Origin of the sequence: Psychroserpens luteolus (genome assembly GCF_021032705.1) — a bacterium.
GTDB lineage: Bacteria > Bacteroidota > Bacteroidia > Flavobacteriales > Flavobacteriaceae > Psychroserpens > Psychroserpens luteolus.
Window position 1 is genome coordinate 665,577 of record NZ_JAHVXI010000001.1, and the last position, 12,680, is coordinate 678,256.

15 protein-coding genes are annotated in these 12,680 nt (G+C 33.8%); 13 read left to right on the forward strand and 2 right to left on the reverse strand.

What is annotated here, in order from left to right; genetic code table 11:
• Genes hemE through hemB form a run of 7 tightly spaced genes read left to right on the forward strand, consistent with a single transcriptional unit; the run spans position 1 to position 5,375 of the window.
• Positions 1–1,026: a uroporphyrinogen decarboxylase gene (hemE, locus tag KWG70_RS02930; RefSeq protein WP_230934499.1), complete on the forward strand. Its 1,026-nt coding sequence runs from the start codon at positions 1–3 to the stop codon at positions 1,024–1,026.
• 25 nt (positions 1,027–1,051) lie between these two features.
• Positions 1,052–1,819 (forward strand): EI24 domain-containing protein, encoded by a 768-nt coding sequence (locus KWG70_RS02935; protein ID WP_230934500.1) that lies wholly within the window; start codon positions 1,052–1,054, stop codon positions 1,817–1,819.
• Positions 1,819–2,352, forward strand: coding sequence for a GNAT family N-acetyltransferase (locus tag KWG70_RS02940; protein ID WP_230934501.1), 534 nt, complete (start codon positions 1,819–1,821; stop codon positions 2,350–2,352). The genes KWG70_RS02935 and KWG70_RS02940 overlap by 1 nt, the downstream gene beginning before the upstream one ends.
• A 6-nt stretch (positions 2,353–2,358) precedes the next feature.
• Positions 2,359–2,706 (forward strand): 5-carboxymethyl-2-hydroxymuconate Delta-isomerase, encoded by a 348-nt coding sequence (locus KWG70_RS02945; protein ID WP_230934502.1) that lies wholly within the window; start codon positions 2,359–2,361, stop codon positions 2,704–2,706.
• A 1-nt stretch (position 2,707) separates the two neighbouring features.
• Positions 2,708–3,610, forward strand: coding sequence for an oxygen-dependent coproporphyrinogen oxidase (hemF, locus tag KWG70_RS02950; protein ID WP_230934503.1), 903 nt, complete (start codon positions 2,708–2,710; stop codon positions 3,608–3,610).
• A complete protein-coding gene (locus KWG70_RS02955; RefSeq protein ID WP_230934504.1) occupies positions 3,611–4,381 on the forward strand; it encodes a hypothetical protein in 771 nt (256 codons plus the stop codon).
• 4 nt (positions 4,382–4,385) lie between these two features.
• Positions 4,386–5,375 (forward strand): porphobilinogen synthase, encoded by a 990-nt coding sequence (hemB, locus tag KWG70_RS02960; RefSeq protein ID WP_230934505.1) that lies wholly within the window; start codon positions 4,386–4,388, stop codon positions 5,373–5,375.
• A 48-nt stretch (positions 5,376–5,423) separates the two neighbouring features.
• Here the strand turns inward: hemB and KWG70_RS02965 are convergent, their stop codons facing one another.
• Both KWG70_RS02965 and KWG70_RS02970 read right to left on the reverse strand, forming a co-directional pair.
• Positions 5,424–6,635: a hypothetical protein gene (locus KWG70_RS02965; protein ID WP_230934506.1), complete on the reverse strand. Its 1,212-nt coding sequence runs from the start codon at positions 6,633–6,635 to the stop codon at positions 5,424–5,426.
• A 2-nt stretch (positions 6,636–6,637) separates the two neighbouring features.
• Complete coding sequence (locus KWG70_RS02970; protein ID WP_230934507.1) at positions 6,638–7,090, reverse strand: hypothetical protein; 453 nt, start codon at positions 7,088–7,090, stop codon at positions 6,638–6,640.
• Between the two features lie 554 nt (positions 7,091–7,644).
• Between KWG70_RS02970 and KWG70_RS02975 the strand changes: the two genes are divergently transcribed.
• From KWG70_RS02975 to KWG70_RS03000, 6 genes are all read left to right on the forward strand, one after another.
• Entirely contained in the window at positions 7,645–9,039 is a 1,395-nt protein-coding gene (locus tag KWG70_RS02975) for a sensor histidine kinase (RefSeq protein ID WP_230934508.1), read from the forward strand.
• 8 nt (positions 9,040–9,047) lie between these two features.
• On the forward strand, positions 9,048–9,734 hold the full coding sequence (locus tag KWG70_RS02980; RefSeq protein ID WP_230934509.1) for a response regulator transcription factor: 687 nt from the start codon (positions 9,048–9,050) through the stop codon (positions 9,732–9,734).
• A gap of 107 nt (positions 9,735–9,841) precedes the next feature.
• Positions 9,842–10,483 (forward strand): hypothetical protein, encoded by a 642-nt coding sequence (locus KWG70_RS02985; protein WP_230934510.1) that lies wholly within the window; start codon positions 9,842–9,844, stop codon positions 10,481–10,483.
• Between the two features lie 64 nt (positions 10,484–10,547).
• The gene (locus tag KWG70_RS02990) at positions 10,548–11,678 is read left to right on the forward strand and encodes a CNNM domain-containing protein (RefSeq protein WP_230934511.1); all 1,131 of its coding nucleotides are present in this window, start codon (positions 10,548–10,550) and stop codon (positions 11,676–11,678) included.
• A 1-nt stretch (position 11,679) separates the two neighbouring features.
• Positions 11,680–12,153, forward strand: a complete 474-nt coding sequence (locus KWG70_RS02995) for a methylated-DNA--[protein]-cysteine S-methyltransferase (RefSeq protein ID WP_230934512.1) — start codon at positions 11,680–11,682, stop codon at positions 12,151–12,153.
• A complete protein-coding gene (locus KWG70_RS03000; protein ID WP_230934513.1) occupies positions 12,153–12,674 on the forward strand; it encodes a PaaI family thioesterase in 522 nt (173 codons plus the stop codon). Before KWG70_RS02995 ends, KWG70_RS03000 begins: the two co-directional genes overlap by 1 nt.
• Positions 12,675–12,680 lie beyond the last annotated feature (6 nt).

Below are 12,680 nucleotides of genomic sequence, written 5' to 3' on the forward strand. Positions count from 1 at the left end.
ATGATAAAAAACGATTTATTTTTAAGAGCATTAAAAGGAGAAACCGTTGAGCGTCCACCTGTTTGGATGATGCGTCAAGCTGGTCGTTATCTTCCTGAGTTTATGGAAATCAAAGCTAAATATGATTTCTTTACACGTTGTCAAACACCTGAATTGGCAAGTGAAATTACAGTGCAACCTATTCGTCGCTATGGTATGGATGCTGCCATCCTATTTAGCGATATTTTAGTGATTCCTCAGGCCATGAATATCGAGGTACAAATGAAGCCTAATTTTGGTCCGTATTTGCCCAACCCAGTGCGCTCACAAAAGGATGTTGATAATGTGATCGTACCAGATGTCAAAGAAGCATTGAATTATGTATATCAAGCGATAAAAGCCACTAAAGAAAAATTAAATAATGAGATACCATTGATTGGTTTTGCTGGCTCTCCATGGACAATTTTATGTTACTGCGTACAAGGGCAAGGCAGTAAAAACTTTGATAAAGCCAAAGAGTTTTGCTTTACAAATCCAATTGCTGCACATCAGTTATTACAGAAAATCACAGATACTACCATCGCTTATTTAAAAGAAAAGGTAAAAGCAGGTTGTAATGCTGTACAAGTCTTTGATTCTTGGGGAGGCATGTTATCTCCCGTAGATTATCAAGAGTTTTCTTGGCAATACATTCAGCAAATTATCGATGCTTTAAAAGAGGACGCTCCTGTAATTGCTTTTGGGAAAGGGTGTTGGTTCGCCTTAGGTGAAATGGCAAAATCTGGAGCCGCTGCTTTAGGTGTAGATTGGACCTGTTCTGCAAAAAATGCGCGATATTTAACTGGCGGAAATATAACTTTACAAGGCAACTTTGACCCTACACGATTATTCTCTCCTCCTTCTGAAATTAAAAAAATGGTGCACCAAATGATCAACGATTTTGGTAAGGATAAATATATTGTAAATTTAGGTCATGGTATTTTGCCTAACATTCCGTTAGATCATGCCAAAGCATTTATTGATGCTGTAAAAGAGTACAAAGTTTAAAAGTTCTACTTTTTCTCAATATATTATGATAAAAAATATAATTCAAGGTATACAGGCATACACAGGCTCTTTGGCATTAATTTCAAAGCTAAATCTTTGGAAATTCTTTTTCATCCCAATTGCCATTAGTATCATAACCATAATCGTTATTGGGTTCTCTGCTTATGGATTATCTGATAATATTGGAAACTATATCGCTAGGATTTGGCCTTGGGAATTTGGCAAGGAGACCTTCACTTCTATTTCAACATTTATAGGTGCTATTGTAGTTCTAGCTATTGGATTAATTCTTTATAAACATATCATCATGGCTTTGTCTGCGCCATTTATGAGTCCTGTTTCTGAAAAAATTGAATCTTATCTAACTGGTGTAGAGAAACATAAACATAGAAACACAACCTCTAGAGAACAGTTATGGAGAGGTATTAGAATTAATGTGAGAAACTTAGGTAAAGAATTACTGTTTACCATTCCTCTATTAGTACTCAAATTTATACCAGTAATTAATATTTTCTCAACAGCACTTTTATTTTTATTGCAAGCATATTATGCAGGTTTTGGTAATATGGACTATACCTTAGAACGTCATTTTAAATATAGAGAGAGCATTCGGTTTATAAGAAAAAACAGAGGTGTAGCTATTGGTAATGGTATTGTATTTATGCTCCTTTTGTTAGTACCTATTATAGGATGGATTCTCGTTTTACCTCTAAGTGTTACAGCGGCATCATTAAAAACTGTTAAGCTCATTCAGCAAGACAATTTACTTCCAGAACATAAACCAGTAGTGTAATGATTGCGCAATTTGACGGTTTTGAAATTAACCCAATTCATGAAGGTGATGCCTGGAAAACCTGTGACCTTATGGTCGCCAATGCTGATCGTTTTAAACGTTATTTTCCAAAGACATTAGAGCAAAATTTAAACCCAACGCTATCACAGTTCTTTGTTGAAAAAAAAGCCAAGCAGTTTCAAAAAAAAGAAGAGTTTTTATTCACTTTAAAACATTCTGAAACACGCCAACTTGCTGGACTTATATATATCAAAGAATTAGATTGGAACAAAAAACAAGGAGAATTTGCCTATTGCATTGGTTACCCCTTTAAAGGACAAAAATTAATATCGAAATCGATAAACGCTTTGTCTGCATATGCTTTTGAAACACTACAATTAAATACAATGCAAATTATTGTTAACAAGAATAATACCTCTAGTGTTAAGGTTGCAGAACATAATGGTTTTAAATGGATAGAAACATTAAAAAATGAATTTACTCCAATTGGCGAACAACCTTTAGATATGGAATTATACGAATTATATAAATAACTCATTATGCCTCATTTTGTAATAGATTGTTCAGAAAACGTGCTAAACTTAAATGCTCCAGACCATACACTTTTGACAGTACATCAAGCTGCCGTTGCATCTGGATTATTTGATGAAGGTGACATAAAAGTGCGATTAAATCCCTTTAAAGAAAACTATATGGTTGGAGGAAAAGAACAAGACTTTATTCATGTGTTTGGTAATGTAATGGAAGGTAGAACTAAGGAACAAAAAAGCAAACTTTCTAAATTGATAGTGCAGCAACTTAAACATATATTTCCTTCAATAGGTTTTATAGCGATTAATATCAGAGACTTTGAAAAAGCAACCTATTGTAATAAAACAATGGTATAAGATGAAAGATAAATTCTTCAACTATATAAACGAACTTCAAGATACCATCACTTCAAAATTAGAAGCTATTGATGGCAAGGCAAAATTTCAAGAGGATATTTGGAAGCGCCCAGAAGGAGGTGGCGGACGAACTCGTGTGATTGAAAACGGAGGCGTTTTTGAAAAAGGCGGCGTCAATATTTCTGGTGTTCATGGAAAATTACCAGACTCCATGCAGACATATTTTGGTGTTGAAGATGCCGATTTCTTTGCTTGCGGATTAAGTCTCGTACTCCATCCTAAAAGCCCAATGATACCAACCGTTCATGCCAATTGGCGTTATTTTGAAATGTATGATCAAGACGGTAATATTGTAGATCAATGGTTTGGTGGCGGACAAGATCTTACGCCTTACTATTTATTTGAAGACGATGCTACACATTTTCATTCGGTTTGTAAAACTGCATGCGATAACCATCATCCAGAATTCTACTCAAAATATAAAGCCCGATGTGATGAATATTTCTATAATGCACATCGCAATGAAGGTCGTGGTATTGGTGGTTTATTTTTTGATTACTGCAAAGCAACCAACGACATGAGTATGCAAAATTGGTGTGATTTCGTTACTGAAGTTGGCGATAGTTTCCTAGACGCTTATGTGCCTATAGTAGAAAAACGTAAAGCTTTAGAGTACACAAAAACACAACGTGATTGGCAGGAGATTCGTCGTGGTCGTTATGTAGAGTTTAATTTGGTACATGATAAAGGCACATTATTCGGACTCAAAACCAACGGACGTATTGAGAGTATTCTTATGAGCCTACCGCCTCATGTACAATGGGTTTATGATCACCATCCTGAACCTGGCAGCGAAGAAGAAAAATTAATTAATATATTAAAACAACCTAAAAACTGGGTGTAAATGAAATTACTTAAACGTGCATTTTTAATCATTAACTGGAAAACATTTGTTATCACAGGATTAGCAATAGCTTCAACAGCATTTTGCATACATTTTGAAATCAAAGCCGATTTTCCTTTAACACTTATTGGTACAGCCATTGTATTTCCAATTGTATTCTCTATTGGTGGTGCTTATAAACGCCGTGAAGTTGCATTGGATGAATACGGATCTATAAAAGCTCACGGTAGAGCACTGTATTTTGCAGTTTCCGACTGGCTGGAAAATCCGCCTCAAGAACTCAAAGATGAATTAAAAAGTCATCTTAAAGGGCTTTTAAACTCTTGTAAGCATGTATTTAATAATCCTATAAATGAGCTAGATGAAAACGAAAAAGCAGTGTATACTAGTTTTGAAGGTTTATCTAAATTCATCAAAAGTATGCGATCTCATGGTTTACCATCTGGAGAAGCATCGCGTTCCAATCAGTTTTTAAGTAAAATGATGATATCTTTTGAACGTATTAAACACATATATCAGTATAGAACACCAAGAACCCTTAGAACCTATAGTGATATATTCATTGTAATTTTACCTGTTATTTATGGACCACACTTTGCGCATAATGTGACGAGTTACAATTTTGGATTACAATATGCTGTGCCTATCATGTTTAGTGTTATTTTGGTAGCCTTAGATAATATTCAGTCACATTTAGAAAATCCATTTGATCAGCAAGGTGAAGATGATGTTTATATCAATGAAGAAAAGTTTATAAGAAATTTAGATTAGAACTATGTATCCATTAAGACGAAACCGAAGATTAAGAACCAACGACGCTATTAGAAGCTTAGTTCGTGAAACAATTATTTCTCCAAACGATTTTTTAGTTCCACTTTTTATAGTTGAAGGTAAAGGAATCAAGCAAGAAATCGCTTCTATGCCAAATTACTATCGTTATAGCTTAGATCTATTAGAACAAGAAGTAAAAGAACTCTGGAAACTAGGGTTAAAATCTGTGCTCTTATTTGTTAAAGTTCCAGACCACCTAAAAGATAACAAAGGCACCGAAGCTTTAAATCCAAACGGACTCATGCAACGCGCCATCAAAACCATTAAAAATGTGTGCCCAGGAATGTTGGTGATGACAGATGTGGCCTTAGATCCTTATTCATCATATGGTCATGATGGTATTATTGAAAATGGGAAGATCGTCAACGATGATACGGTTGATGTTTTAGCGGAAATGAGCTTATCTCATGCTCAGGCTGGAGCAGATTTTGTAGCGCCAAGCGATATGATGGATGGTCGCATTTTGACCATTAGAGAAGCTTTGGAAGACGACGGATTTACAGATACTGGTATTATGAGCTACTCGGCAAAATATGCCTCTGCTTTTTATGGTCCGTTTCGTGATGCATTAGATTCGGCTCCTGCTGATGTTAAAGATATTCCGAAAGACAAAAAAACCTATCAAATGGATTTTGCAAATCGTTTTGAAGCGCTTCGAGAAACCGAAATGGATATTGATGAAGGTGCAGATATTGTGATGGTAAAACCAGGTTTGTGTTACTTAGATATTGTTCGTGACATTAAAAATGAAGTTGATGTTCCAGTAGCAGTGTATCAGGTTTCAGGCGAATATGCCATGCTTAAAGCTGCTGCCGAAAAAGGATGGTTAGATCATGATGCCGTGATGCTTGAACAAATTACAGCCATTAAACGCGCTGGAGCAGATGTAATTGCAAGCTACTTTGCGAAGGATGTCGTGAAGCTATTGTATTAAAAATAAAAGGATTAATTCACACGCCAAACCAATCCTTTTTACTTTACACTATTTAGAGGGCAAAGACTCGTTGGAAGTTAATGCCCAATTTATACCAAGAACTGTAATTAGATTGTCCTCACCAACAGGAAAATCTTTACCAAAACCTCCTGTTAAGCTCATTTTTTTATTGATTTGATACGTAATATTACCCACAGATCTGTATTGTTCATCATCACCATCACGTTGTAAATATTCATAGGATAAATTGAACTTTCCTAACTCCAATTCAAGTTTTCCTCCAATATCCCAAAAACTTGTATCAAAATAATTCTGCTCGGCATCGATGTTAAAGCCATTATCAATATATCGGCTAATAGCATATAAATGGAAGTAGTTTTTATCATTAAACGGAAGTGCCAAATCTAGTGTAACCCATCCTCCTAAACGCTTTGCTGTATTACTATCAAATGTGTTTTCTTTAAAAAGTAAACTGTATGCTACAGCACCATCCAATCGTAAAACCGGTTTAATGTTTTTAGGATTATAATAGAACTTCACAATTCTCTCAGTGATTTCATCAAAGTAAGCAGTCGCTAAACTTTTCCCATCTACATAGGTTGACTTATAGTCTGGATTTTGATTTAAAACGGTATTAGCAATATCAACATAATTTTGCGGTATCGTTTTATTCTTGACGTACTCATCTGCTATTTCCCTAGTTACAATAACATTAGAAAAAACTAAGGTTCCATTATATTTATTAAGTGCATCATTAGAATAAGGCTGACCAATATCACTTAAAATATTAACTATTTTATCCGTTTGTTTTCTACTAAATAATTGAAATAAGGTCGTTCTCAAACCTATTGCTGCAACCTTTTTTTCTTCTTCAAACCCTTGAAACTCTTTGTTGGTATAGGCTATTGAAAAAGACGTGTTGGTCTGTAGTGCCTTAAACGGATCAATAACGTATTCCCCTTTTCTATTTTTTTTTAATCCACGATAGTCTTCGTAAGATTTATCCTTTGTATTGGGAATAAGCCAGTAAGGATTGGTCTCTAAAGCAATGTTTCCATTAGAAAATCCATTAGACACATACAGAGCTAAGCTCTTGATGTTATCAGGTGTATTAATTGCTGTTGGCGACTCTTCGATAATTGTAAATGCAGGGTTAGCAGTACTCTCGAAATTGAAATCGTTAATTGATGCTTCGTTTTCTTCTTGCGCATTTACAATTAATGCACTTAAACTAAACAAAAAGATAAGAACTCTTTTCATAATTACTGATTTAATGATTTAACAAATTCTCTATGGTTATTCTTCAGGTCCTCATTTAAAACAATTTCAATAGTCTTTTCCACTGAAAACTGTTCAGCAGAAATATCTTTAAACTCATCTTCAAAATCTACAAGAGTAGAATAATAGGTTTTACGATTATCCTGGTCATAAACGCTATATCGAATAAGTGTTCGTTCTTTAGCTTTCTGTTTGTTTGGCTCTTGATTTACATCTACAATAAAAACAAATTTAGCAGCTAAAATTGCACGCTGTAGAGCCTTCTCTTTTGAGAAAGATGCAGAATTAGAGACATTATCCAGAATTTCAAAATCCATAGGGTCACTCTTTTTTTTAAGTGCAAAGACTGTAGGTCCAACTTGTTTCGCAATGGATTCCACATCAGTGATATTTATCGTTATCTTCTGATTGTTGTTGAATGTTTCAAAGGTTTCCATAATTATATGTTGATTATTGATTGGTTTCTATTAAATCTTAAGTACTAGACATGTGGTTACTCTTTCAGGAGTAACTAGCTACTAAATTCTATATTAGGGAGGAAAAAATCAATACCTGTAACAAGGTATATTGATAATTATTATAAAGTTACAAAAATAATCCATTGGTTTTAGTGAAACCTTGAATGTTAACAGAAAACATACAATACCATCAAACACTTATAATACCTACTGTTTTATGTATACCTAGGTTAATGCTAGGTTAACCTATAGTTTTTTTAGGGTTTTTCTAAATCTTCGCTCTAGATTTGTATCATCATCAATCATTAAAATCAATATATCATGAGAACTTTAAACAATGATCTAATCACAGAAACAAACCAAGGAACTAAATCACACAATTGGAATTCTAAAAGGCGTTACAGGTCTATTAAATAAAACCTTATGAATTCATCAATCAAACAATCAACCTTTATGACGAGCATAGTGTCTTTTTAGACAATATGCTCTCATTTATCAAAGACGATTCTTAATTTTAAGGCACTATGAACCGCATGAAGAAAAAAATAAACCTCTTAATTATTGTTTCAGTTCTGGGACTAATAGCTTTATCTATTATTCAAGGCTACTTGATTAATAACACCTACAAGCTAAAAAAGGAGGCTTTTATTACAGAAACAAGACGGTCCATTTCACAAATTGATGACTTTTCTCCTGCCTTAGATTCGTTATCAGATATTTGGCAAGATAACTTTCTAAATACCATAGCAGATTATAAAGCCAATACAGCTACCAGAGCTGATATTTTAGATGGGTTACAATTTGTAATTGATTCTATTAACGATACCTATCGCAGCGAGTATCAAAAAGAATTAGTTAAAAATAATATCCCTTATGGTATTAAGTTTCATAAAAGGGTAAAAGCTATTGTTTTACAAGATTCTATTAAGAATGACACTATTTTCGATTTTGAAAAAACACCTAAGCGTATTGTTTTAGGCGATCCTATTTCCGAAGATAAAGAAATTGGCGTAAGCACAACATTATGGCAAACAGACCATACTTCAAGTAGAATAATTAATGGTGAAAACAAAGAAATTGTATTTTACTTATTGTTCCAAACTCAAGATAAAATGGATATAGACGGCTGGGAAAAGATTGTCTTTAAACAAATGTCTGGATTACTTCTACTCTCGCTTTTAATCTTCTCTGTTGTGATTGGATTATTATATTATTCTATAAAAAGTTTAATCACTCAGAAAAAGATCGCAGATATTAAAACCGATTTTGTCAATAATATTACGCACGAGCTTAAAACACCATTAGCCACCTTGACATTGGCAACAAAAATGCTAAAAAGCAATGAGGTACAGCAACAACCTCAACTTGTTGACAATACAGTAAATACCATTGAACGCCAAAATAAGCGACTTCAAAAACTCATTGACCAAGTTTTAACCAATAGTTTAGGCTATAATGAAATACAACTACACAAAGAAGAGGTGCATATTGAAAATTATATCAATACCATTTTAGATGATTTCTTACTAGCAGTCAAAACAGAGCATGTCACTGTGAACAGACAATTTCTAGGATCAAAACAAACAATTCAACTCGATAAATTCTATATCACTACAGCTTTACTGAATATTCTTGAAAACGCTGTAAAGTATGCAAGTGACAACATTATCATTGATTGTAAAGTTAAACGTAATAACGAGTTGAAGATTTCAATAAAAGATAATGGTGTTGGTATTTCAGAAAAAGATAAAAAACAAGTCTTTGATAAGTTCTTTAGAGCTGGAAATAAAGAAATTCACGATGTCAAGGGCTTGGGCTTAGGCTTGTATTATACAAATCAAATTATAAAAGCGCACCACGGAAATATTACGGTTGAAAGTAAAGAAGGGAAAGGGTCAACGTTTATCTTAACTATTCCATTTAATTAATTTAAAGCATGAAACATATTCTTTTAGCAGAAGATGATTTAGACTTCGGACATATTTTAAAGCAATATCTAGAAATTTCGGGTTACCAGATTACTTGGGCAAAAGACGGAAAAGAAGCGCTGGAACAATTTAAAAAAGAGCATTATAATATTTGCGTTTTCGATGTTATGATGCCAAAAATGGACGGGTTCACATTAGCTGAGAATGTCATTAATATCAATCCAGAAACACCTTTCATTTTCTTAACAGCTCGTAAACTTAAAGAAGATAAAATAAAAGGCTTAAAATTGGGCGCCGATGATTATATCGTTAAACCTTTTGAAGCCGACGAATTGGTGTTGAGACTCAATAATATCCTAAAACGTACCGAAAAAGTTGTAAATCAATTACCACAACAAGATACCATCAAGATTGGCAACTATACATTTGACACTAAGCGTTTAGAGCTCTCGTGTAATGACTATAATAAACAACTCACGTTAAAAGAAGCTGAGTTAATTATCTTTCTTTTCGATCATAAAAATCAACTTTTAAAACGCGAAGACATTCTTAAAGCGGTTTGGGACAGTCATGATTTCTTCTCAGGACGAAGTATGGATGTTTTTATAAGCAGACTTCGAAAATATTTTAAACAAGACCCTTCAATTTCTATCGAAAGTATTAGAAATGTTGGCCTAGAATTTAAAGTAAGTTAATACAACACAACGTGTTGGTTAATGCTAGGTTAACGCCTAGCATTTTCTTTTTTAGACCCTTACTGTCCTGTACATTTGTATCAAACAATCATTAAAAACGAACAGTTATGAATTTTTCAAAATCAAAAGACAGACAAAACAGCATCAGAATTATTGATGTAAAAAAAGGATTAAGTTTAGCAATTATTTGTGCTTTTCTCTCAATACACACATTAAATGCACAAACAACTCCAGAACCTCCAACACCTCCACAAACCAACACAACTTCTGGAACATCATACTCTATTTCAATAGATAATGATGATGACGAAACTTCTAATAGTTCAATATCTATAAAAACAACAGATGAGTATTATAAGTTCAGGGCAAGTTTTCACAAGTCTAAAAATGAACGCGTAAAATCTATGATCATCAAAAATTTAGGTAATAACAATTTAAAAGTTGAAGGTAATACCTATCTATGGACCGATAGTAAAAATGGAGACGAGGTTTTTGAATGTAAGTTAACTAAAGGCCATTTAAGAATGTCATTAGATAGTGAAGTAGCATCTCAAGGTTTTACACAAAAAATCACCGAGCTTGGAAGAGAATTAAAATATTTCATCTCTGGTACAGATCGTAAAAAAGAAGAGCTTAAAAAAGCAGAGAGAGCCAAGCGTGACCTAGAGAGAGCACAAAGAGATTTAGAGCGTGCAAAGCGCGATTTAGAACGTACTGAAAGAGATGCTAAACGAGCAAAAGGCAATTAAAACCAATCAATCAAAAGAATATTCTATAATATTCTATAAATTAGCCATTAAATAAACTTATTTAATGGCTTTACTTTTATTATTTGCATTTGTTTCTATTTTCTTTTCTTTTTTATGTTCTATTCTAGAAGCTGTATTGCTAAGTGTAACACCAACATTCATCAACGTTAAGAAGAAGGAAGGCAAAGCCTATGCAAACGCTTTAGAAGCCTTAAAGAAAGATGTTGACCGCCCTTTAATTGCCATACTAACATTAAACACTATAGCGCACACGGTTGGTGCTATTTTAGTTGGTGTGCAAGCCAAGGTTGCTTATGTCGAATTATACGGTTCTCAAACTAGCCGTATTTTTGGCATTGAATTTACCGAAGAATTAATGGTTGGTGTTGTCTCATCCATTATGACTGTTTTAATTTTAGTTGCTTCAGAAATTATTCCAAAAACCATAGGAGCTACCTATTGGAAGCAGTTAGCAAACTTCACCACCAAAGCTTTAAAGCTTTTGATTATCCCATTAAAATACACTGGGATTTTATGGATCTTGCAATTGACCACAAAACTTATTGGTGGTAAAGGGCATCATGGAAGTGTTTTAAGCCGTGAAGACTTTCATGTTATGGCAGATATGGCACAAGAAGAAGGTGTGTTTCAAGAAAGCGAAAGCAAGATCATCAAGAACCTTTTAACGTTTAAAGAAGTCTTTGCTAAAGATGTCATGACACCTCGAACTGTAATGAAAGCCGAAGATGAAACAACAACTGTTGAAGATTTTTTCAACAAAAATATGAACCTGCGATTTTCAAGAATCCCAATTTATTTAGACAATCCAGATAATATTAAAGGCTTGGTTTTAAAAGACGAAGTATTCAAAGAAATGGCGCTTAATAACGGTTCTAAAAAATTATCTGAACTTAAGCGACATATCATTGTTGTTGAACGCAATCTACCTATTCCTAAATTATTTGAACAGCTCGTTGAAAGTCGAAACCATATGGCTTTAGTTGTCGACGAATACGGTTCGGTTAGTGGTTTAGTTACGATGGAAGATGTGATAGAGACCTTACTAGGTATGGAAATCATGGATGAAAGTGATAATGTATCCGATCTTCAACACATGGCAAGAAAAAGTTGGGAAGCAAGGGCAAAAAAACTAGGGATTTTAGACGACACTAATTCTGAAGATAAAGAGGAATAATATGGAAACCTGTATCATCAACTCCCCTTTAGGATATACCAAAATTATTGGTAATGAAGATGGTATTGCCCAAGTCAGTATTTTAAATTCTGAAGAAAAAGAAACAGATATTATTCCAACAGCCTTAGAAGATTGCGTTATTCAACTTAGAGATTATTTTGAAGGCACACGAACTAAATTCGATTTAAAATTAAATCCGCAAGGCACCGAATTTCAGAAATTAATATGGACGCTTCTTGAAGAAATTCCATACGGAAAAACCATCTCATATTTACAATTATCAAAACGCCTTGGAGATGTAAAAGCCATAAGAGCTGTTGCCAATGCTAATGGTAAAAACCCTTTGTGGATTATTGTACCATGTCATCGCGTGATTGGAAGTGACGGAAGTCTCACTGGTTATGCTGGTGGATTGCATAGAAAAAAATGGTTGCTAGAACATGAAAGTCCGTACAAACAGCAATCCCTATTTTAATGTACAAAGTTGCTACACGATTTTTAGAGCGTTTTTTTAAACCTGCTACCATTTATAAATATGGTTTTAATTGGTCTCCTATGTATAGGCGAACCACAGCGAAAGTCATTGAGGTTAGTGATGACCTATATAAAGTTGTCATTATGATGAAACCTAATTGGAAAAATCGAAATTTTGTAGGTACAATCTTTGGCGGAAGTATGTTATCTGCCACAGATCCCATTTATATGATTCAGTTGATGCAAATCTTAGGTGAAGACTATGTCGTTTGGGATAAATCGGTTGAAGCACGTTATAAAAAACCTGCAAAACATAAGATTTATGGAGAGTTTATATTTTCTGAACAGGAAATCGAAACCATTAAACAACAGATACTAAATAAAAATGAAATAGATATCGTTAAGACTATGAGTCTTGTAGATGTCAAACAAAATATAATTGCTACTTTTAATAAAACACTATATATCGCAGATAAGCGTTTTTATAAAGAGAAACTAAAACAACGTCAAGCTAACACATAACTTACT

What these genes read in the sequence shown, in the direction of transcription:
- hemE (WP_230934499.1), top strand. Translation starts at nt 1, where the DNA reads ATGATAAAAAACGATTTATTTTTAAGAGCATTAAAAGGAGAAACCGTT.
- KWG70_RS02935 (WP_230934500.1), top strand. Translation starts at nt 1,052, where the DNA reads ATGATAAAAAATATAATTCAAGGTATACAGGCATACACAGGCTCTTTG.
- KWG70_RS02940 (WP_230934501.1), top strand. Translation starts at nt 1,819, where the DNA reads ATGATTGCGCAATTTGACGGTTTTGAAATTAACCCAATTCATGAAGGT.
- KWG70_RS02945 (WP_230934502.1), top strand. Translation starts at nt 2,359, where the DNA reads ATGCCTCATTTTGTAATAGATTGTTCAGAAAACGTGCTAAACTTAAAT.
- hemF (WP_230934503.1), top strand. Translation starts at nt 2,708, where the DNA reads ATGAAAGATAAATTCTTCAACTATATAAACGAACTTCAAGATACCATC.
- KWG70_RS02955 (WP_230934504.1), top strand. Translation starts at nt 3,611, where the DNA reads ATGAAATTACTTAAACGTGCATTTTTAATCATTAACTGGAAAACATTT.
- hemB (WP_230934505.1), top strand. Translation starts at nt 4,386, where the DNA reads ATGTATCCATTAAGACGAAACCGAAGATTAAGAACCAACGACGCTATT.
- KWG70_RS02965 (WP_230934506.1), bottom strand. Translation starts at nt 6,635, where the DNA reads ATGAAAAGAGTTCTTATCTTTTTGTTTAGTTTAAGTGCATTAATTGTA.
- KWG70_RS02970 (WP_230934507.1), bottom strand. Translation starts at nt 7,090, where the DNA reads ATGGAAACCTTTGAAACATTCAACAACAATCAGAAGATAACGATAAAT.
- KWG70_RS02975 (WP_230934508.1), top strand. Translation starts at nt 7,645, where the DNA reads ATGAAGAAAAAAATAAACCTCTTAATTATTGTTTCAGTTCTGGGACTA.
- KWG70_RS02980 (WP_230934509.1), top strand. Translation starts at nt 9,048, where the DNA reads ATGAAACATATTCTTTTAGCAGAAGATGATTTAGACTTCGGACATATT.
- KWG70_RS02985 (WP_230934510.1), top strand. Translation starts at nt 9,842, where the DNA reads ATGAATTTTTCAAAATCAAAAGACAGACAAAACAGCATCAGAATTATT.
- KWG70_RS02990 (WP_230934511.1), top strand. Translation starts at nt 10,548, where the DNA reads ATGGCTTTACTTTTATTATTTGCATTTGTTTCTATTTTCTTTTCTTTT.
- KWG70_RS02995 (WP_230934512.1), top strand. Translation starts at nt 11,680, where the DNA reads ATGGAAACCTGTATCATCAACTCCCCTTTAGGATATACCAAAATTATT.
- KWG70_RS03000 (WP_230934513.1), top strand. Translation starts at nt 12,153, where the DNA reads ATGTACAAAGTTGCTACACGATTTTTAGAGCGTTTTTTTAAACCTGCT.